Below are 18,827 nucleotides of genomic sequence, written 5' to 3' on the forward strand. Positions count from 1 at the left end.
GGGATCACCCGGCCTCGGGGCCGGGACAGGGGAACGGGCAGTTCATGAGAGCAGCACTCCACGTGATCGCCGGGCCGGGGCCCGGGCAACTCGCGACCATCGCGCACCCGCGCGCTGACGCCTGGCCGGTCGACCATTTCGGCGCGCTCGCCCGCGCCGGGGTGAACGTCCTCGTCTCGGCCTTGACCACCCATGAGCAACATCGGCTGGGCTTCGGCGACACCGTCTCGGTCGCCGCGGCGTACGGGCTGGAGTTTCTGTCTTTCCCGGTGCCCGACGGCGGGGTGCCGCGCGACGAGGCGGTGCAGGTTGTGGCGCTGGCCACCAAGCTGGCCGGTCAGGTGCGCTCGGGCCGCTTCGTCGTGACCCAGTGCTTCGGCGGGATAGGCCGCTCGACTCTGCTGGCCTGCACAACGCTGGTGCTGCTGGGCATCGCCCCCGGCGAGGCGCTGAGCCGGGTCACCGGGGGCTCCGACATGCCGGTGACGCAGGACTGGCTGTACGACTTCGCCGCGTCCCACCCCTCCCGGCGTACGGCCTAAGTGGTCGATCGTTTGATCGCGACGTCCCGCAGCAGTCGATGGGTGGCCACACAACCCAGCACGACCGCCGCGGCCGTCAGCGTCAGCGCGATCGCGTAGGGCAGCCGGGCGATCAGCTCGCCGGAGTCGTCGATCTTGATCAGCCCGTCGCCGGCCAGCGCGGGCAGCGCGCCCGGCGCGATCAGCAGCACCCCGATCCACGGCCGGAACCGGTAGAACCCGGCCGTGATTAGGATGCCCGAGGTGATGAAGCCCGCCGCGGCCGGCAGCACATGCAGGTATTCGGCGGCCGCGTCGCCGAAGCGGAACACCGGATAGCTGCCGGCCCGGTGGTCGGCCAGGCCGAGGACAAGGCTCTCGACGGCGTGCCCGACCACGACCACCGCCGGGAACACGAGTGCGACGCTCCCGGCGAACAGGGCGAGACCACGCAGGAACTCGTGCCGGGTCCGCCCGTTGGCGACGAAGGTCCGCAGGTACATGCTGACCAGCAGGATGCCGGCCACCAGGGGCCAGTACTTGGCGGCCGAGCCGGCGACGACGAGCCAGAAGCTGAACCGCACCGGCCCGGCCGTGGAGATCGCGGCCACCGCCACGACCTCGATCGTGACGAGGATCGCGGCGAACCAGAGGATCATCGGCCGCCACAGCCGGAAGAGGGACGCGACGACACTCACCGGGAAACCTCCAGCCGCTGCGAAGTCAGGTGCACGAACAGGTCCTGCAGACCGAGGGGGCCGAACGTCAGGCCGTCGCGCTCGCCGCGCGCGATCTCATCGGGGTCGAGACGCCCGTCGAGCGTCACGGCCCGTACGCCGCCCAGGCTCTGCTCGCCCAGAACCGCGTGCCCGGCGGCGAAGGCGGACACCCGCTCGGCCGGCCCGGTCACAGTGACCCCGCGGCCGCGCAGGGCGTCCGTCTCGTCGTGCAGCAGGATCCGGCCGCGGTCCATGATGATGACCCGCTCGAACAGGTCGGCCACCTCTTCGATGAGGTGGGTGGAGACGATGATCGTGCGCGGGTGGGCCAGGTAGTCGGCCAGCAGCTCGCGATAGAACAGGGTGCGGGCCACCGCGTCCATGCCCAGGTACGACTCGTCGAGGATGGTCAGCGGGGCCCGCGCGGCCAGCCCCAGCACCACCCCCACCATCGAGCGCTGCCCGCGGGAGAGAGCCGAGATCCGCTTGCGGGCGTCCAGCTCGAAGATGTCGAGCAGCTTGATCGCGTACTCGGCGTCCCAGGTCGGCCGCAGCCAGCCCGCGACCTCGAGCGCCGACCGCACCCGATCCGAGTCGTTCAGGTCAAGCGTGTCGCGGATGAACGCCGTACCGCGCATGACCTCGGGGTTCTCGAAAGCCTCGACCCCGTCGACGAGAACCGTTCCGCGGTGGGGCCGGCGGTAGGAGGCGAGGGCGCTGAGCAGGCTGGTCTTGCCGGAGCCGTTGCGGCCCAGCAAACCGTAGATCTTCTCGGTGGGCAGGCTGAGCCGCACGTCGTCGACGGCCACGGTGTCCCCGTAGCGAACGGTCACGCCCCGCATCTCGATCATCGACGGCTCCCCAGGTAGTGCGTGATCTCCTCGACGCTGATACCGACCCGCTTGGCCTCGTCGAGCACCGGCTCCAGGGCCTCGGCGAAGAACCTCTCCCGCCGCTCCGCCCGCAACTTGGCCGGCGCATCCGGGCTGACGAACATGCCGATGCCGCGGCGCTTGTAGAGGACCCCCTCGTCGACCAGCTGAGCGAAGCCCTTGGCCGCGGTGGCCGGGTTGATCCGGTAGAAGGACGCGTACTGATTGGTGGACATGACCTGCTGGTCCTCCCGGAGCGAACCACTGAGGATGTCGTTCTTGATGCCGTCGGCGATCTGCAGATAGATCGGGCTGCGATCGTGAAACACCGCGAGCCTCCCTACTGCTGTGGTTCATTACTCATGTAACGAATCATAGAGGCGAGAAAGATCGAAATCAAGACGTACGCGTGACGGCGCGCAGCCGATAGCGGAGTGGGCTTCGCGCCGTCGTTGCTCGCGGCCGCACCCGGCCGCCGGCTCATGAAATCGGTCGCGCTGGCGTACCTGCGCACTTGCCGGGAAACAAAGCAGCTGGTTAAGCGACTATAGTCTTTCGACTAGATTGACAGCATCTCGCTGACTGTGCTAAATAGCGATTAGGCGGCGTGCTAACTTGTGATTTGCATGTGTGCTAAATCGGGATTGGAGTCGTGCTGAGCACTTACGTCCGCCGACTGCTCGACGCGGAACTCGCCGCCGTCGTGGCTGCTCATCCCGCTGCCCTCGTCGTCGGCCCCCGCGCCTGCGGCAAGACGACGACAACGCGCCGTCACGCCGGTTCGGTTCTGCGGCTCGATGTTCCCGCGCAGGCTGCCGTGGTCCGTGCTGACCCCGACGCCGCACTTCGCGGGCTCACCGAACCGATCCTGATCGACGAGTGGCAGCTGGCGCCCGAGATTCTGGGCGCCGTCAAACGGACGGTGGACGATGACCCTCGGCCGGGCCGCTTCGTGCTGACCGGATCCTCGCAGGCCGACCTGACGACGTCGGGCTGGCCCGCGACGGGCCGGATCGTCCGGCTGACGATGTATCCGCTCGTCGGGCGGGAACGCCATGGTGATCCGACCATGCCGTCGCTGATCGACCGGATCCTCAGCGACGGCATGGAGGCGTTCGACGGCTCGCCGTCCCCTTGGGATTTGCACGACTACGTCGATGAGGCGCTTTCCAGCGGTTGGCCCGAGGCGCTGCGTGTGCTCGGTGACCGCCCGCGTGACCGGTGGCTCACCGGCTACGTCGACCATCTCGTCACCCGCGAGGCGCCGTCGCTCGGGATCGTGCGCGATCCCGTCCGCATGCGGAAGTATCTTCACGTGCTGGCGGCCAATACCGGCGGCGTTCCGACCCACAAGGTGCTCTACGACGCGGCCGGCATCGACCGTGCGACCGCCGTCAGCTACGACAACCTGCTCGACAGCTTGATGATCACGCAGCGCGTTCCCGCCTGGGCCGGCAATTTCCTGGATCGTGCGGTGCGTCTGCCGAAGCGGTACCTCATCGACCCGGGTCTGCTCAACCCGATCCTGCGGGTGGATCACCGCCGCGTCCTTCGCGACAGCGATCTGCTGGGCCGGATTCTCGACACCCTGGTGGCCGCTCAGTTCCGCGCCGAGTGTGCGCTCAGCGTCGTCGGAGCGGACATGTACCACCTGCGTGACGCCAACGGCCGGCACGAGATCGACCTCCTGATCGAGGCGCGGGACGGTCAAGTCATCGCCGTCGAGGTGAAGGCAACGGCCGCTCCGGCCCGCGAAGATGCCCGTCACCTCGAATGGTTGCGCGAGCGGCTCGGAGCGAGGCTCGCCATGGGACTGCTCGTGCACAGCGGCCCCAGAGTCTTCGGACTGTCCGAACGGATCCTCGCCGTGCCCTTGACCAGTCTGTGGTCCAGGTGATCGAGGCCTCAGGCGGCGAAGGTTTGGGGCAGGGCGCCGGTGTTCCACAGGTTGTCGAGGTGGTCGAGGAAGCCGACCAGGCTGCGTTCGAGTTCTCGGCGTTCGGCGGTGGGCAGGGCGGCCAGCGGGTCGCTGAAGACCAGGCCCTCGGGGTGTTTGGCTCGGGTGCCGACGAATTTGCGGCACGAGGAGCACCAGACGTAGCTGACCAAGGTGGGGCGGCGGGCGTTCTCGGGGGCCGTCACGTAGGCGCGCAGCGAAAGCTTGCCGCAGGACGGGCACTCTCGTTCGCCGGGGGCGGCGAAGAAGCTTTCGCCCTGGGTCATGGCGGCTACCTGGTCACCGGAGAAGCTGTCCCAACTCACTGGGGCACCGTATCCCGGCGGCCCCGGCGAACGTGATCACCGGGGCCGGAAGCGCCGTCAGGCTTCGTCGAGGGCGGCGGTGAGGTCGGCCAGCAGGTCGACCGTGTCTTCGATGCCGCACGACAGGCGTACGAAACCGGGGCTGGTGTCGTCGCCCCACTGGGCCCGGCGGTCGGCTGTGGTGTGGACGCCGCCGAACGAGGTGGCCGCGAAGACCAGTTCGGCCGCGGTCAGGAAGCGGGCCACCCGCTGCGCGTCGCCCAGGTCGAACGAGACGACGCCGGGGATCCGCCGCATCTGGCGGGAGGCCACGGCGTACGACGGGTCGGAGTGCAGGCCGGGCCAGCGCACCCCGGTCACGTCGGACCGGCCGTTCAGCAGGGCGGCCACGGCGGCCGCGTTCTGGCTCTGGCGGGCCAGGCGCAGGTCGAGGGTGGCGATCGAGCGGTGGGCCAGCCAGGCGTCGAAGGCGCCGGGGATGGCGCCGGTGTGCTTGCGCCAGGTCTCGACCTTCTCGTAGACCGCGTCGTCGTTGGTCGAGACGTAGCCCAGCAGCACGTCGGAGTGGCCGGTCAGCGCCTTCGTGCCGGAGGCGACGACCAGGTCGGCCCCGAGCGCCAGCGGGTTCTGGCCGAGCGGGGTGGCCGTGGTGTTGTCGACGGCCACCAAAGCGCCGGCGGCGTGGGCGGCGGCGGACACCTCGCCGATGTCGCACACGTCGAGGCCGGGGTTGGCCGGGGTCTCGAGCATCACCAGGCGTACGCCGGTGAAGTCCGGGAACGGGCCGGCCGTGGGCGCCAGGACCGTCTTGACGCCGAGGTCACGCAGGGTGCTCTCGGCGAAGCTGCGGACCGTGAAGTAGCCGTCGGAGGGCAGCACCACCGTGTCGCCGCTGCGGAGCACCGAGAGCAGCAGGGCGGTGATCGCCGCCTGGCCGCTGGCGAACGTCAGCGTGCGGCCGCCCTCGAGCTCGCCGATCGCGGACTCGAGCAGCCGGCGGGTCGGGTTGTCGGGACGCCCGTACCCGTAGTCGCCGACCTGACCCTCGGCCGGGTCGAGGTGGTAGGGCGCGGCGAAGACCGGGCCGGGCAAAAACGGGTCGCCCGCCTCGGCTTCCGGCAGCCCCGCGTGCACAACCCTGGTTCCGTCGCTGTAGCTCATTCCGGCTTGATCTCCCGACCCATCAGCAGCTTCACGGCGACCCGCGGGTCGACGCCCTCGTGGCACACCCGCTCGACCTGCTCGGTGATCGGCACCTCGACCGCGTGCGCGCGGGCCAGGTCGCGGATCGCCAGGCAGCTCTTCACACCCTCGGCGGTCTGCCGGGCGGCGGTCTGCGCCTGCTCCAGAGTCTTACCGAGACCCAGCTGCTCGCCGAAGGTGCGGTTGCGTGACAGTGGCGACGAACACGTCGCGACCAGGTCGCCCAGCCCGGCCAGACCGGCGAAGGTGAGCGGGTCGGCGCCCAGGGCCACGCCCAGCCGGGCCGTCTCGGCCAGGCCGCGGGTGATCAGCGACGCCTTGGTGTTGTCGCCCAGCTTCATCGCGGCGGCCATGCCGTAGGCCAGCGCGATCACGTTCTTGACAGCGCCGCCGAGCTCGCAGCCGACCACGTCCTCGCTGGTGTACGGGCGCATGTAGGGCAGCGCGATGGCGTGCTGCACGGCCCGGCACCGGTCGTGGTCGGTGCCCGCGACGACCGTGGCCGCCGGCTGCTCGGCGGCGATCTCGGGGGCCAGGTTGGGGCCGGAAACCACCACCACCCGGGCCGGCTCGACCCGGGCCGTCTCGACGATGACCTGGCTCATCCGCTTGGTCGTGCCGAGCTCGATGCCCTTCATGAGCGAGACGATCGTCGAGTCCGCCTCGAACGCGGGCGCCCACTCGGCCAGGTTGCCGCGCAGCGTCTGCGACGGCACGGCGATGGCCACGATCTCGGCCCCGGCCACCGCCTCGGCCACGTCGCCGGTGGCGGTGATGCGCTCGGGCAGCTTGAGCCCGGGCAGCGCGCTCTCGTTGAGATGGTGGTCGCGGATGGAGGCGACGACGGACTCGCGCCGGGCCCACATGGTGACGTCGGCGCCCGCCTCGGCCAGCATCTTGGCGAAGGCCGTGCCCCAGGCGCCGGCCCCGATGACGGCGGCCCGGCTCATCCGGCGTCCTCGGTGCCCGCGGCGGCCTGCCGGCGGGGACGGTCGTAGAGGGCGGCCGGCGGCTGCTGACCGCGCACCTCGCCCAGGAGCACGCTGACGTCGTGCATGATCGCCTCGGTCATCTGCTCGAGCACGGGCTTGGTCGGGGTGGCGCCCTGCCACCGGCTCAGGTCGACCGGCGGACCGGCGGTCACGGTCACCGGCGTACGCCGGAATCGCAGTTTGCTCGTGCGGGGGTCGAAGATGCGTTCGGCTCCCCAGTTGGCCACGGGCACCACCGGCGCGCCGGTGAGCAGGGCCAGCCGGGCCGCGCCGGTCTTGCCCCGCATCGGCCACAGGTCGGGCTCGCGGGTGGTCGTGCCCTCGGGGTAGACCACCACCGCGCCGCCCTGCCGCAGCGCCTCGACCAGCACGTCCAGGGACTTCACGGCCTCGACACTGCCGCGTTCGACCGGGATCTGCTGCACCTTGCGCAGAAAGCCGCCGAGCACCGGCACCTTCCACAGGCTGGCCTTGCCGAGGAAGCGGGGCCAGCGGCCGGCGCCGTAGACGAAGTAACCCACGACGAGCGGATCGAAATGCGACACGTGGTTCGGGGCGATGATGACGCCGCCGGACCGTGGGATGTTCCCCAAGTTCAGCCAGGTCCGCTTCGTCCAGACCTTCAGCACGGGGATCGCCAGTATCGCCGCGAAACGCCGCCAGAACCCGAGCCTGCGGTGCGCCACGGCCCCTCCTGCCCTGCTCGGGCGGCGTGTCCCCGCCGCCCTGGTCGTCGTACCTGCGTCGAAATCATGCCTGCTCGAAGCCTGCGGTACCAGGTAGGGGTCCTTACCGCCGCGCTGGCACACTGGTGACGATGACGACGGGCGACTGGGTGGCGGTCATGCCGGTGAAGCGGCTGGGGGCCGCGAAGAGCCGGCTGCGCGGCGCCGTGCCCGCGCCCCGGCACGGCGAGCTGGCCCTGGCCATGGTGCGCGACACGGTCGCCGCCGTGCTGGCCGCTCCGGCCGTGGCCGAGCTGCTGGTGGTGACCGACGACCCGGTGGCCGCCGCGGCCGTGTCGGCGCTGGGCGCCCGGGTGGTGCCCGACCGCCCGGCGGCCGGGCTGAACGAGGCCATGCGGTACGGCGCCGACGAGGTGGCCGGGCTGGGCCGGCACCGCGCCGTGCTGGCCGGCGATCTGCCCGCGCTGCGCCCCGAGCAGCTCGACGCGGCACTGAAGGACGCCCGGCCCGGCCGCGCCTTCGTGGCCGACGCCGCCGGCAGCGGCACGGTGCTGCTCGCGGCCGGCCCGGGCGAGCCGCTGGACCCGCGCTTCGGGCTCGGCTCGGCGGCGGCCCACGCGGCCTCCGGCGCGCGGGCGCTCGAGGGCGACTGGCCGGGTCTGCGGCAGGACGTCGACACCCCGGCCGACCTGCACACTGTTCTCGGCTTGGGGGCCGGAATCCACACGTGCGCCCTTCTGCGTGACGCGGGACTCAAGGTGGCCTGCGTCTCCGCGGCCTGACCGGTAGCGTCAACGTCATGCAGGGCACGATCGCGACCTTCGACCCCACCTCCCGCAGCGGCACCCTGCTGCTCGACGACGGCACTGAGCTGGCGTTCGACGCGCCCGCCTTCGACGCCTCGGGGCTGCGGAAACTGCGGCTGGGGCAGCGGGTGGCGATCGAGGCGGGTGAGGGCGGCCGCGTCCGCCAGGTGAGAATTCCCGGGGTCGACTGAAACGGTGCAGCCGTGTCCGTTTCACGTTTAGGTAAAACCGGCAATGATGGTGCGATGCAGACCTCGCCCCGGACCCCGAGCAGCCGCCGGCGTGGCTCGAACGGCCGCTTCCTTCCCCGTACGAAAGACGGCGTTACGGCACCCGTGGGCGAGACCGTGGACGCCGCAACCGAAGATCCGAGACCGACGGAGCACCTGGTGACCACCAGCATCGAGACACCCGACCAGACCGAGCCGCTCGAGGGCGACGGCCGGCCCGAGCTGCCGGAGGACCGCTTCCTCAACCGGGAGCTCTCTTGGCTCGACTTCAACGCCCGGGTGCTGGCGCTGGCCGAGGATCCCGAGACTCCGCTGCTGGAAAGGGCCAAGTTCCTGGCCATCTTCGCCAGCAACCTCGACGAGTTCTACATGGTGCGGGTCGCGGGCCTGAAGCGCCGGCTCAACGCGGGCCTGCCGATGCGCGGCGGCGACCGCTCCTCGCTGCGCAACCAGCTCGACATGATCTCGCAGCGCACGGCCGACCTGGTGACCCGGCAGGCGGCCTGCTTCGGCGACGAGGTGCGGCCCAAGCTGTCGGCCGAGGGCATCGAGGTGGTCACCTGGGCCGAACTGGACGCGCCGGAGCGCGAGCGCCTGCGCACGTACTTCCGCGAGCAGGTGTTCCCCGTGCTGACGCCGCTCGCGGTCGACCCGGCGCACCCGTTCCCGTACATCTCGAACCGGTCGTTGAACCTGGCCGTCGTGCTGCGCGACCCCGACGGCGGCGGGAGCGAGTTGTTCGCCCGCATAAAGGTTCCGAACAACGTGCCGCGGTTCGTGACCGTGCAGAACGACAGCCGGGCGGTGCGGTTCCTGCCGGTCGAAGAGCTCATCGCCGCCTACCTCGACCAGCTCTTCCCGGGCATGCAGCTGCAGGAATGGCACCTGTTCCGGGTCACCCGCAACGCCGAGCTCGAGGTCGACGAGGACCGCGACGAAGATCTGCTGCAGGCGCTCGAGCGCGAGCTGGCCCAGCGCCGCTTCGGCCCGCCGGTGCGCCTCGAGGTGGCCGCCTCGATCAGCGACCACGTGCTCGACCTGCTGGTGCGCGAGCTCGACGTCGTCGACTCGGACGTGCAGCGGGTGCCCGGCCTGCTCGACCTCTCGTCGCTGTGGCAGGTCTTCGGCGAGTGCGACCGCGACGACCTGAAGGACCGCCCTTTCGTCCCGGCGACGCACCCGCAGCTGGCCGACGGCGAGGTGCCGCGGAGCGTCTTCAACCGGCTGCGCGAGAGCGACATCCTGGTCCACCACCCGTACCACTCGTTCTCGACGAGCGTCCAGCGCTTCATCGAGCAGGCCGCGGCCGACCCGAACGTGCTGGCCATCAAGCAGACCCTGTACCGCACCTCGGGTGACTCGCCGATCGTCGACGCGCTGGTCGACGCGGCCGCCGCCGGCAAGCAGGTCGTGGTGCTGGTCGAGGTGAAGGCCCGCTTCGACGAGGTGGCCAACATCGCCTGGGCCCGCACACTGGAACGGGCCGGCTGTCACGTCGTCTACGGCCTGGTCGGGCTGAAGACCCACTGCAAGACCGCTCTGGTCGTCCGGCAGGAGGGCAACCAGATCCGTCGGTACTGCCACATCGGCACCGGCAACTACCACCCCAAGACGGCCCGGCTCTACGAGGACTTCGGCATGCTGACGGCCGATCCCGAGGTGGGCGCCGACGTCACCGATCTGTTCAACGTCCTCACCGGCTACAGCCGCCAGCGGTCGTACCGCCGGCTGCTGGTGGCCCCGCACGGCGTACGGCAGGGCCTGATCGAGCGGATCCAGGAGCAGGCCCGCATCGCCCGGGACGGCGGTGAGGCGCTGGTGCAGATCAAGGTGAACTCGCTCGTCGACGAGGAGACGATCGACGCGCTCTACCGCGCCTCGCAGGACGGCGTGAAGGTCGACCTGATCATCCGGGGCATGTGCGCGCTGCGGCCCGGCGTGCCCGGCCTGTCGGACAACATCCGGGTCCGCTCGATCGTCGGCCGTTTCCTGGAGCATTCGCGAGTGTTCCGGTTCGGCGCCGGTGAGGACGCGGAGTACTGGATCGGCTCGGCCGACATGATGCACCGCAACCTCGACCGCCGGGTCGAGGCGCTGGTGCGGGTCACCCTGCCGACCGCCCGCGAGGAGCTGCGGTACGTGCTCGACCTGTCGATGAGCGACGGCACCGAGGGCTTCGACCTGGCCGGCGACGGCACCTGGCACCGGCACCCGGCCAACCTCACCGAGCCGCACGTCCATCTGCAGGAGGCGCTTCTGCGCCGCGTCATCGGCAAGGCGGTCAAGTGAGCGGGAGCACCACGGTTCGGGCCGCCGGCGGCGTGCTGGTGCGCGAGGGCAAGGTCTGCCTCGTGCACCGTCCCCGGTACGACGACTGGGCCCTGCCCAAGGGCAAGCTCGACAAGGACGAGCCACCCGTCCTGGGCGCCGCGCGTGAGGTGCTGGAAGAGACGGGCTGGGCAAGCCGGGTCCGGGCGCCGCTGCCGGCGGTGGCCTACACACTGCCCGACGGCCGCCCCAAGACGGTCGACTACTGGCTCATGGAGGCGGTGGGCGACGGCGGCCCGGTGCAGGACACCGACGAGGTCGACGAGGTCGCCTGGCTGTCCTTCGACGACGCCCTGACCCGGCTCAGCTACGACGACGAGCGGGCCGTGCTGCGGCAGGCGGCCGCCCTGCCCCCGATCACCGCGGTGGTCGTGCTGGTGCGGCACGCGCACGCCGGCGAGCGCAAGAAATGGTCGGGCAACGACGCGCTCCGCCCGATCGACGCGCAGGGCCAGGCCGAGGCGGAACGCTTCGCCGAGGTGTGCGCCGTGATCGGCCCGGAAAGGCTGTTCGCGGCGACGCCGTTGCGCTGCAAGCAGACCCTCGAGCCGGTGGCCGCGGCCCGGGGCGATCTGCCGATCGTGGTCGACGGCGCGTTCGCGGAGCCGGCCGACGCCGACGACGCTCCGGCCAAGGCCAAGCTGGCCGCGCAGCGCCTGCTCGACCTGCGCTCGGGCGGCCTGGCCGCGATCTGCAGCCAGGGCAAGATAATCCCGCACCTGCTGGCCGCCCTGGTCGATCAGGCCGACAGCGACTCCTACAAGACCGCCAAGGGCGAGGCCTGGTTGCTCACCTGGGCCGGCGAGCGCCTGCTCGAACCGGCTCGGCTCTGACCGCGGCGGGCGGGTCGGCCCGCCAGTAGCCGATCAGGTCGCCGGTGAGCCACCGGGCCCGCCACAGCTCGTCCTCGCGCGGCTCCCAGTCGCGCAGGGGCAGCAGCGACACCCGCCAGCCGAGCACACAGACCAGATACCAGTTGTAGAGCGGGATCAGGCCCAGCCAGGCGTCCCGCGGCCGGTACGAGGTCCATGGGGCCAGCAGGCGCACGGCGAGCGCGGCCCAGGCGCCCGTGAGGAGCCAGTCGAGCAGCTGCGAGCCGGTGTACCGCTCGGCCAGCCCGCCGAGCGTCCAGCCCGGCACCACGGCCGCCGCGAACACCGCCGTGGCGATGACCGACCGGCCGACCAGTCCGCGCGGCGATGCGTCACGCCCCATGTCCGCCGACGGTAGGCGGGCGGCGGTTTCCGTGCCCCGCACACACGAAAGGCGTCCACCGATCGGGTGGACGCCTTTCTCCGCTGAATCAGCGCGTCTTGCGCGTGGCGCCCGTGGCGCGAGCCCGGGCCGGAGTGGCGGCCGTGGCCGCGGTCGTGGTCTTGCGGGCGGTCGTCTTCTTGGCGGCCGCCGTCTTGGTCGCGGTGCTCTTGGCCGGGGCGGCCTTCGTGGCGGCGGTCTTCTTGGCCGCCGTCGCCTTGGTGGCGGTGCTCTTGGCCGGAGCAGCCTTGGTCGCGGCCGTCTTCTTCGCCGCCGCCGTCTTGGTCGCCGGAGCGGCCTTCGTGGCGGTGCTCTTGGTGGCGGCGGTCTTCTTGGCCGCCGTCGCCTTGGTGGCGGTGCTCTTGGCCGGAGCAGCCTTGGTCGCGGCCGTCTTCTTCGCCGCCGCCGTCTTGGTCGCCGGAGCGGCCTTCGTGGCGGTGGCCTTGGTGGCGGTGCTCTTGGCCGGAGCGGCCGCCTTGGTGGTGGCCGTCTTGCGGGCCGTCGTCGCCTTGGCGGCGGTTGCCTTCGTGGCCGTGGCCGTGGCCTTCTTGGCCGGGGCGGCGGCCTTGGCGACCTTGCCACTGGCCACCATCTCGCGGAAGGCCGTGCCGGGCTTGAAGGCCGGCACAGACGTTTTCTTCACTTTCACCGGCTCGCCGGTACGCGGATTACGGGCCGTCCGCGCATTGCGTGCCCGCTTCTCGAAGACGCCGAAGCCGGTGATGGCAACCCGGTCGCCCTTGGTGACTGCGTTCTCCACCTCGCTGATGACGGCGTCAAGAGCGGCCGTAGCCGTCTTGCGGTCACCCAGTCGGGCTGCGAGCGCCTCGATGAGCTCGGCCTTGTTCACGGTTTTCCTCCCGAACGTGAGAACTGGGGCTCGTAGGGGTGTTCTTAGTCGTTTCGAGCCCCACTGGCCCAATGCGAGCCATTCTGCGCGCACCGTATGCCCTCTGACCAGCGGACACAAACATTAGTGTCAAAAAAACCCTTGTGTTGCAACGAATTCGCCCCCACCGGGGATGCGGTGGGGGCGAAAAAGCTTGTTCCGGCTTGGATTTGAGCCTCAGGCGACGACCGGCTTGAAGGACGGACGACCCTTCTCGTACGCGGTGATGGCCCCCTCGTGGCGCAGCGTCAGTCCGATGTCGTCGAGGCCTTCCATGAGGCGCCAACGACTGAAATCGTCGATCGGGAACGACCAGGAGGCGTCGTCGGCGACCACTCGGCGGCCCTCGAGGTCCACCGTGATCTGCTTTTCGGGCTCGCTTTCGGCCAGATCCCAGAGGGCTTCGACGGCCTTCTGGTCGAGTTGGACGGGCAGCAGCCCCTCCTTGAGCGCGTTGCCCCGGAAAATGTCGCCGAAGCGGGCCGCGATGACCACCTTGAAACCCCAGTCGCGCAGCGCCCAGACGGCGTGCTGACGTGACGATCCGGTGCCGAAATTGGGGCCGGCGACGAGGATTGTCGAGCCCGCGTGAGCCGGGTTGTGGAGCACGAATCCAGGATCTTCGCGCCAGGCGCTGAACAAACCGTCCTCGAATCCGGTGCGGGTGACCCGCTTCAGATACACGGCCGGAATGATCTGGTCGGTGTCTACATCAGATCGGCGCAGCGGCATCACTTTGCCGCTGTGGGTGACGAACTTGTCCATCTCTTTCGTCTCTCCCTCTACAGGTCGGCCGGGGCGGCCAGGCGGCCCACGACGGCGGTAGCGGCGGCAACCTGCGGCGAGACCAGGTGGGTGCGCCCGCCCTTGCCCTGCCGGCCCTCGAAGTTGCGGTTGGACGTCGAGGCGGCGCGCTGGCCGGGGCTGAGGGTGTCCGGGTTCATGCCCAGGCACATCGAACAGCCCGCGAAACGCCACTCGGCGCCCGCCTCGGTGAAGACCTTGTCGAGACCCTCGGCCTCGGCCGCCTCGCGCACCTTGTACGAGCCCGGCACGATCATCATGCGGACGTCGTCGTGCACCTTGTGGCCGCGCAGCACGTCGGCCGCGGCCCGCAGGTCTTCCAGGCGCCCGTTGGTGCAGGAGCCGACGAAGACCACGTCGACCGGAACCTCTTTGAACGGGGTGCCGGGCTCGAGGGCCATGTAGTCGAGCGCACGCCGGGCGGCGCTGCGGTCGGTCTCCTCGATGAACTCGTCGGGGTCGGGCACCACGCTGTCGAGCGGCGCGCCCTGGCCCGGGTTGGTGCCCCAGGTGATGAACGGGCTGATCGAGGCGGCGTCGAGGATGATCTCGGTGTCGTACTCGGCGCCCTCGTCGGTCACGAGCGTCTTCCAGTACGCCACGGCGGCGTCCCACTGCTCGCCCTGAGGCGCGTGCTCGCGGCCCTTGAGGTAGGCGAACGTGGTCTCGTCGGGCGCGATCATGCCGGCCTTGGCGCCCCACTCGATGCTCATGTTGCAGATGGTCATCCGGCCCTCCATGGAGAGCTTGCGGATGGCGTCGCCGCGGTACTCCACGATGTGGCCGTTGCCGCCGCCGGTGCCGGTCTGCGTGATGAGGGCCAGGATCAGGTCTTTGGCGCTGACGCCGGGGCGCAGCTCGCCGACCACGGTGACCGCCATCGTCTTCGGCTTCGACTGCGGCAGCGTCTGGGTGGCCAGCACGTGCTCGACCTCGCTGGTGCCGATACCGAAGGCCAGCGCGCCGAACGCGCCGTGGGTGGCGGTGTGCGAGTCGCCGCAGACGATCGTCATGCCGGGCTGGGTGAGCCCCAGCTGCGGCCCGATCACGTGCACGATGCCCTGGTTGACGTCGCCCAGCGGGCGGATCTGGACACCGAATTCCGCGCAGTTCTTCCGCAGCGTCTCGATCTGCGTCCGCGAGGTCGTGTCGGCGATCGTGAAGAGCTCGCCGCGCTTGGTGTTGAAGGCCGGGTCGGCGTAGCCGGTCGGCGTGTTGTGATCCTCGGTCGCGAGCGTGAGATCGGTGCGTCGAACCGGGCGGCCCGCCATGCGCAGGCCGTCGAAGGCCTGCGGGCTGGTCACCTCGTGCAGCAGGTGCAGGTCGATGTAGAGCAGATCAGGCTCACCCTCGGCAGCACGCACGACGTGGTCGTCCCAGACCTTCTCGGCCAGGGTCCTCGGAGTGACTCCCACCATCTGGACATCCTAAATTCTGGGAGGTATGTTTCGGCTTGTGGGACACAGTATGAGCGGTGTCGGCGTTCTCGACAAGGCGGTCGTCATCTTGGCGGCCTGTGTCGACGGCGCCAGCCTGGCCGAACTCGTCGACCGTACGAAGCTGCCCCGGGCGACCGCACATCGCCTGGCCCAGGCGCTGGAGATCCACCGCATGCTGGTGCGCGACACCCAGGGCCGCTGGCGCCCCGGCCCGCGTCTGGGCGAGCTGGCCAACGCCGCGCCGGACGTGCTGCTGACCGCGGCCGAGCCCCTTCTTTCCGCATTGCGGGACGCGACCGGCGAGAGCGCGCAGCTGTACTTGCGCCGGGCCGACGAGCGCATCTGCGTGGCCGCGGCCGAGCGCGCGAGCGGCCTGCGGGACACGGTTCCGGTCGGTTCGGTGCTGCCCATGGTGGCCGGTTCGGCCGCCCAGATCCTGCTCGCCTGGGAACCGCCCGAGGCGGTCATGCCGCTGCTCCCCCGGTGCAAGTTCACCGGCCGCACGCTGGCCGAGGTGCGGCGGCGCGGGTGGGCCCAGAGCGTGGCCGAGCGTGAGCCCGGTGTGGCCAGCGTCTCCGCCCCGATCCGCGACCGGACGGGCCGGGTCATCGCCTCCATCTCGATAAGCGGTCCGATAGAGCGTCTGGGCCGCCGTCCCGGCGAGCGGCACGCGATGGCCGTGGTGCGTGCGGGGCAGCGCCTGTCCGGCCTCTGAGGCCAATTCTTTCCCGATCCGGTACGTCGTTCCGCCCGCCACCGAGCCCGGCGCACACACCCTGGGCGTTGTGCCGTTTCGCGCGCGGCCGCCGCCCAGTGCACACACTCCGCGCGTTGCGCCGCTTCCCTGCCGGCCGCCCGGTGCACACACCCCGCGCGTTGCGGCCGTTTCGCGCGCGGACGGCCCGCTGCGGTCCGGACCTTCGTACCCGTATGCGCGCACCTTCGCGCAGGTGGATCGGCCCTGTGTGCACGGGGATCGGCCCTGCGTGCATCTTCGGCTTCCGGCCTGGTGGGGTGTCGTTTCGCGCCGATACTGTCACCGCGTGCGGTTGGTGGGCCGGGAGAGCGAATGCGCCACCCTCGACGCGCTGCTGGCCGCGGCGCGGCGGGGGCGCAGCGCGAGCCTGGTGTTGCGAGGTGAGGCGGGCGTCGGCAAGACCGCCCTCCTGTCGTACGCCCGGAGCGTCGCGCCCGAGACCCTGAGCCTCAGCGGCATCGAGTCCGAGGCCACCTTTCCCTTCGCCGCCCTGCACCGGTTGCTCGTTCCGCTGCTGCCGCAACGAGATCGCCTGCCCGCCGGTCAGCGCGCGGCCCTGGAAGTGGCCTGTGGCCTCACCGATGGTCCCCCGCCCGATCTCTACCTCGTCAGCCTGGCCGCCCTGACCCTGCTCGCCGGCTCGCGCCGGTCGTGCGTGATCGACGACGCGCAGTGGCTCGATCAGGAATCGTTGCGGTCGCTGGCTTTCGTGGCCCGGCGTCTGCACGCCGAGGGTGTGGTGCTGCTGTTCGGATTGCGGGGCGACGATCATCCCGACCTGACCGGCATCCGTGCGCTCGACGTGCTGGGGCTGGCCCGCGAGGCCGGGGTCGCGCTGCTCGGCGAGCTGGTCGACGGCCCGCTCGACCGTTCGGTGGCCGCCTCGATCGTGGACGCCACCCGCGGGAACCCCCTCGCACTGACCGATCTCGGGCGCGAACTGACCGCCGGTGAGCTCAGCGGGGGCACTCCGCTACCCGACCCGATGCCGATCGGCAGCCGGTTGGAGGCGACCTACCTGGCCCGGGTCAACGGCCTTCCCCCGGCCACCCGCACCTGGCTGTTGTCGGCGGCCGCCGAACCCGCCGGTGATCCCGTCCGGCTGGCCGCCGCGGCCGCCGCCCTCGGCATCTCCCCCGACGACGCCGGGCCGGCCGAGTCCGCACGGCTCGTGCTCGTGGGACGTTCGGTCTCGTTCCGCCACCCGCTGGTGCGTTCCGCCGTCTACAACGGCGCCTCGGCCACCGAACGCCGCCGAGTGCATCTCGCCCTGGCCGAGGTGACCACCGACCCGCAGGACGCCGATCAACGGGCCTGGCACCACGCCGCGGCCGCGATCGGGCCGGACGAGGTGACCGCGGCCGAACTGGCCCGGGTGGCCGACCGGGCCGGCGCCCGGGGCGGGCATGCCGCCCGCGCCTCGTTCCTGGTGCGCGCGGCCGAACTCACCGGGTCCCCGGTCGCGCGGGCCGGGTGGCTACTGGCCGCCGCGGGGGCGGCGCTGCAGGCCGGGTCGCCCGTGCGCACTCTCGCCCTGCTCGACACGGCCGACGACGCTTTGCTCGGCCCGGTCGGCCGCGGCGAGGCTCTGCTGATCCGAGCCGTGGCCGCAGTAAGCACGGGCGATCCCGAGGCGACCCGGCGCGCCTCGGCCATGTGCCTGGCCGCCGCCGAGTGCTTCGGTACGGACGCCCCCGACCGGGCCCGGGCCGCGATGCTCCAGGCGGCGGAACACTCGATCTCGGTCGAGTCGTCACTGCACGGCACGACCCAGCGCGAGATAGCCCTGGCCGCCCGCGTCGCCGTCGCCCCCTCGCCGCGGCCGGAACCACAGCCGAGCCCGCAGCCGGGTCCGCTGAACTCCGCCGGCCCGGCGCTGGAGCCGGCCGATCTGCTTCTGGCCGCCTACGCGAACTTCTTCGACGGCGGTTATCCCGAAGCCGGTCCGCACCTGCGACGCGCCGCCGAGGCGATGGCCGGCGCGGACGACGCCGACGTGCTGCGGCACGTCGTACTGGGTGTCACCTTCTGCAATCTCACCTGGGACGACGCCAACCGTCAGACGATCCTGCGCCGGGCCGAGGCGCACGCGCGGGCCACCGGCGCGCTGCAGATGCTCGACCTGGTCGTCTTCCTGGCCGCGATGACCGAGACGGCGTACGGCCGGCTCGCCGAGGCCGACCGCTACGAGGCGACCGGCCGCCGGATCCGGGAATCCATCGGCGTCACCACCCACCAGGAGCAGATCTGGCGCCACCCGGAGCTGCTGGCCTGGCGGGCCGGCGACGGCGTCCACGAGGCCCTGGAACAGGTCGTGCCGGCGGCCGAGGCGATCGGCCTGGGCGCGATGGTCTCGATCATGCGCCAGAGCCTCGCCCTGATCGCCGTCGGCCGCGGCGACTACGCGGCCGGCCTGGTCCAACTGGGCCACCTGGTCGAGCTCGGCACCCCCGGCCTGTACGCGCGGGTGCTGCCCGATCTGGTGGAGTGCGCTCTGCGAGCCGGCGACCGGCGCATCGCCAAGCTGGCCTACGGCGATCTGGCCGTGGCCGTGCGCCACAGCGGAACGCCGTGGGCGAAGGGCCTGCTGGCTCGCTCGCGCGCGTTGCTGGCGGCCGGGGAATCGGCCGAGCCGCACTATCGGGAGGCCGTCGACCTGCTCTCGGAGACGCTCGCGGTGGGTGATCTGGCTCGGGCCCATTTGCTGTACGGCGAATGGCTGCGCCGCCGACGCCGGCGCGGGGATGCCCGGGAGCAACTGTCCGCGGCGTTGCGAATCTTCGAGGCGGAGCGGGCCGAGGCGTTCCTGGGGCGGGTGCGGCGTGAGCTGGCGGCGCTGGGCGGCAGCGTGCGAAACCCCGTACGGGAAAACGAAACGGACCTGACCCCGCAGGAGGCCGCCGTGGCCCGCCTGGCCCGGGCCGGAGGGACCAACGCGGAGATCGCGGCGCATCTGTATCTGAGCGCCAGCACCGTGGACTACCACCTGCGCAAGATCTACCGGAAGCTCGGCGTGCGCTCGCGCCGGCAGCTACGCGAGAGTTCGCACGACTGACTACGCGTTC

The 18,827-nt window shown here is 71.2% G+C and carries 19 protein-coding genes and 1 pseudogene; 9 read left to right on the plus strand and 11 right to left on the minus strand.

The annotated features are described in order from the left end of the window. The first annotated feature begins 44 nt into the window (after positions 1-44). Positions 45-542: a protein-tyrosine phosphatase family protein gene (locus OWR29_RS20325; protein WP_267564540.1), complete on the plus strand. Its 498-nt coding sequence runs from the start codon at positions 45-47 to the stop codon at positions 540-542. On the opposite strand, the gene OWR29_RS20330 is transcribed toward OWR29_RS20325, so the two are convergent. From OWR29_RS20330 to OWR29_RS20340, 3 genes are read right to left on the minus strand one after another with little or no spacing between them, the layout of a single operon-like run. After that, the gene (locus tag OWR29_RS20330; protein ID WP_267564542.1) at positions 539-1,219 is read right to left on the minus strand and encodes a hypothetical protein; all 681 of its coding nucleotides are present in this window, start codon (positions 1,217-1,219) and stop codon (positions 539-541) included. The genes OWR29_RS20325 and OWR29_RS20330 overlap by 4 nt on opposite strands. Further along, a complete protein-coding gene (locus OWR29_RS20335; RefSeq protein WP_267564543.1) occupies positions 1,216-2,091 on the minus strand; it encodes an ATP-binding cassette domain-containing protein in 876 nt (291 codons plus the stop codon). Before OWR29_RS20335 ends, OWR29_RS20330 begins: the two co-directional genes overlap by 4 nt. After that, entirely contained in the window at positions 2,088-2,441 is a 354-nt protein-coding gene (locus tag OWR29_RS20340) for a GntR family transcriptional regulator (RefSeq protein ID WP_267564545.1), read from the minus strand. The genes OWR29_RS20335 and OWR29_RS20340 overlap by 4 nt, the downstream gene beginning before the upstream one ends. A 374-nt stretch (positions 2,442-2,815) precedes the next feature. On the opposite strand from OWR29_RS20340, the pseudogene OWR29_RS48130 reads away from it, so the two are divergent. Together OWR29_RS48130 and OWR29_RS20350 are read left to right on the plus strand one after the other, a co-directional pair. Continuing rightward, positions 2,816-3,103, plus strand: a pseudogene (locus OWR29_RS48130) (AAA family ATPase); the annotation flags it as partial. Positions 3,104-3,181: 78 nt separating this feature from the next. Continuing rightward, positions 3,182-4,009 carry an ATP-binding protein gene (locus tag OWR29_RS20350; RefSeq protein ID WP_267564548.1) on the plus strand — a complete coding sequence of 276 codons (828 nt, stop codon included), beginning with the start codon at positions 3,182-3,184 and terminating at the stop codon, positions 4,007-4,009. An 8-nt stretch (positions 4,010-4,017) separates the two neighbouring features. Here the strand turns inward: OWR29_RS20350 and OWR29_RS20355 are convergent, their stop codons facing one another. From OWR29_RS20355 to OWR29_RS20370, 4 genes are read right to left on the minus strand one after another with little or no spacing between them, the layout of a single operon-like run. Continuing rightward, a complete protein-coding gene (locus OWR29_RS20355; RefSeq protein WP_267564549.1) occupies positions 4,018-4,374 on the minus strand; it encodes a hypothetical protein in 357 nt (118 codons plus the stop codon). A gap of 57 nt (positions 4,375-4,431) precedes the next feature. After that, on the minus strand, positions 4,432-5,535 hold the full coding sequence (locus OWR29_RS20360) for a cystathionine gamma-lyase (protein WP_267564550.1): 1,104 nt from the start codon (positions 5,533-5,535) through the stop codon (positions 4,432-4,434). Then, positions 5,532-6,527, minus strand: a complete 996-nt coding sequence (locus OWR29_RS20365) for an NAD(P)H-dependent glycerol-3-phosphate dehydrogenase (protein ID WP_267564551.1) — start codon at positions 6,525-6,527, stop codon at positions 5,532-5,534. The genes OWR29_RS20360 and OWR29_RS20365 overlap by 4 nt, the downstream gene beginning before the upstream one ends. Further along, entirely contained in the window at positions 6,524-7,255 is a 732-nt protein-coding gene (locus OWR29_RS20370; RefSeq protein ID WP_267564553.1) for a lysophospholipid acyltransferase family protein, read from the minus strand. The genes OWR29_RS20365 and OWR29_RS20370 overlap by 4 nt, the downstream gene beginning before the upstream one ends. Before the next feature lie 131 nt (positions 7,256-7,386). Between OWR29_RS20370 and cofC the strand changes: the two genes are divergently transcribed. From cofC to OWR29_RS20390, 4 genes are read left to right on the plus strand one after another with little or no spacing between them, the layout of a single operon-like run. Beyond that, positions 7,387-8,037, plus strand: a complete 651-nt coding sequence (gene cofC / locus OWR29_RS20375; protein WP_267564554.1) for a 2-phospho-L-lactate guanylyltransferase — start codon at positions 7,387-7,389, stop codon at positions 8,035-8,037. A 17-nt stretch (positions 8,038-8,054) separates the two neighbouring features. Further along, a complete protein-coding gene (locus OWR29_RS20380; RefSeq protein ID WP_267564555.1) occupies positions 8,055-8,252 on the plus strand; it encodes a cold-shock protein in 198 nt (65 codons plus the stop codon). Between the two features lie 54 nt (positions 8,253-8,306). Beyond that, on the plus strand, positions 8,307-10,580 hold the full coding sequence (locus OWR29_RS20385; protein WP_267564556.1) for an RNA degradosome polyphosphate kinase: 2,274 nt from the start codon (positions 8,307-8,309) through the stop codon (positions 10,578-10,580). Next, positions 10,577-11,452 (plus strand): NUDIX hydrolase, encoded by an 876-nt coding sequence (locus OWR29_RS20390; RefSeq protein ID WP_267564558.1) that lies wholly within the window; start codon positions 10,577-10,579, stop codon positions 11,450-11,452. Before OWR29_RS20385 ends, OWR29_RS20390 begins: the two co-directional genes overlap by 4 nt. On the opposite strand, the gene OWR29_RS20395 is transcribed toward OWR29_RS20390, so the two are convergent. The 4 genes from OWR29_RS20395 to leuC all read right to left on the minus strand — a co-directional run bounded on the left by OWR29_RS20395 (position 11,409) and on the right by leuC (position 14,984). Further along, positions 11,409-11,834, minus strand: coding sequence for a hypothetical protein (locus OWR29_RS20395; protein ID WP_267564559.1), 426 nt, complete (start codon positions 11,832-11,834; stop codon positions 11,409-11,411). The genes OWR29_RS20390 and OWR29_RS20395 overlap by 44 nt on opposite strands. Before the next feature lie 88 nt (positions 11,835-11,922). Beyond that, positions 11,923-12,723 carry an HU family DNA-binding protein gene (locus tag OWR29_RS20400; RefSeq protein ID WP_267564560.1) on the minus strand — a complete coding sequence of 267 codons (801 nt, stop codon included), beginning with the start codon at positions 12,721-12,723 and terminating at the stop codon, positions 11,923-11,925. Between the two features lie 216 nt (positions 12,724-12,939). Next, positions 12,940-13,527 (minus strand): 3-isopropylmalate dehydratase small subunit, encoded by a 588-nt coding sequence (gene leuD, locus OWR29_RS20405; RefSeq protein ID WP_267564561.1) that lies wholly within the window; start codon positions 13,525-13,527, stop codon positions 12,940-12,942. 17 nt (positions 13,528-13,544) lie between these two features. Continuing rightward, the gene (gene leuC / locus OWR29_RS20410) at positions 13,545-14,984 is read right to left on the minus strand and encodes a 3-isopropylmalate dehydratase large subunit (protein ID WP_267564563.1); all 1,440 of its coding nucleotides are present in this window, start codon (positions 14,982-14,984) and stop codon (positions 13,545-13,547) included. 49 nt (positions 14,985-15,033) lie between these two features. On the opposite strand from leuC, the gene OWR29_RS20415 reads away from it, so the two are divergent. Next, entirely contained in the window at positions 15,034-15,720 is a 687-nt protein-coding gene (locus tag OWR29_RS20415; RefSeq protein WP_023561932.1) for an IclR family transcriptional regulator, read from the plus strand. 328 nt (positions 15,721-16,048) lie between these two features. Then, on the plus strand, positions 16,049-18,817 hold the full coding sequence (locus OWR29_RS20420; protein WP_267564567.1) for a helix-turn-helix transcriptional regulator: 2,769 nt from the start codon (positions 16,049-16,051) through the stop codon (positions 18,815-18,817). Positions 18,818-18,827: the final 10 nt, after the last annotated feature.

Source organism: Paractinoplanes pyxinae (assembly GCF_026626335.1).
In the GTDB taxonomy this organism is placed as follows: Bacteria; Actinomycetota; Actinomycetes; order Mycobacteriales; family Micromonosporaceae; genus Actinoplanes; species Actinoplanes pyxinae.

What these genes read in the sequence shown, in the direction of transcription:
- OWR29_RS20325 (WP_267564540.1), top strand. Translation starts at nt 45, where the DNA reads ATGAGAGCAGCACTCCACGTGATCGCCGGGCCGGGGCCCGGGCAACTC.
- OWR29_RS20335 (WP_267564543.1), bottom strand. Translation starts at nt 2,091, where the DNA reads ATGATCGAGATGCGGGGCGTGACCGTTCGCTACGGGGACACCGTGGCC.
- OWR29_RS20350 (WP_267564548.1), top strand. Translation starts at nt 3,182, where the DNA reads ATGCCGTCGCTGATCGACCGGATCCTCAGCGACGGCATGGAGGCGTTC.
- OWR29_RS20360 (WP_267564550.1), bottom strand. Translation starts at nt 5,535, where the DNA reads ATGAGCTACAGCGACGGAACCAGGGTTGTGCACGCGGGGCTGCCGGAA.
- OWR29_RS20365 (WP_267564551.1), bottom strand. Translation starts at nt 6,527, where the DNA reads ATGAGCCGGGCCGCCGTCATCGGGGCCGGCGCCTGGGGCACGGCCTTC.
- cofC (WP_267564554.1), top strand. Translation starts at nt 7,387, where the DNA reads ATGACGACGGGCGACTGGGTGGCGGTCATGCCGGTGAAGCGGCTGGGG.
- OWR29_RS20380 (WP_267564555.1), top strand. Translation starts at nt 8,055, where the DNA reads ATGCAGGGCACGATCGCGACCTTCGACCCCACCTCCCGCAGCGGCACC.
- OWR29_RS20385 (WP_267564556.1), top strand. Translation starts at nt 8,307, where the DNA reads ATGCAGACCTCGCCCCGGACCCCGAGCAGCCGCCGGCGTGGCTCGAAC.
- OWR29_RS20395 (WP_267564559.1), bottom strand. Translation starts at nt 11,834, where the DNA reads ATGGGGCGTGACGCATCGCCGCGCGGACTGGTCGGCCGGTCGGTCATC.
- leuD (WP_267564561.1), bottom strand. Translation starts at nt 13,527, where the DNA reads ATGGACAAGTTCGTCACCCACAGCGGCAAAGTGATGCCGCTGCGCCGA.
- leuC (WP_267564563.1), bottom strand. Translation starts at nt 14,984, where the DNA reads ATGGTGGGAGTCACTCCGAGGACCCTGGCCGAGAAGGTCTGGGACGAC.
- OWR29_RS20415 (WP_023561932.1), top strand. Translation starts at nt 15,034, where the DNA reads ATGAGCGGTGTCGGCGTTCTCGACAAGGCGGTCGTCATCTTGGCGGCC.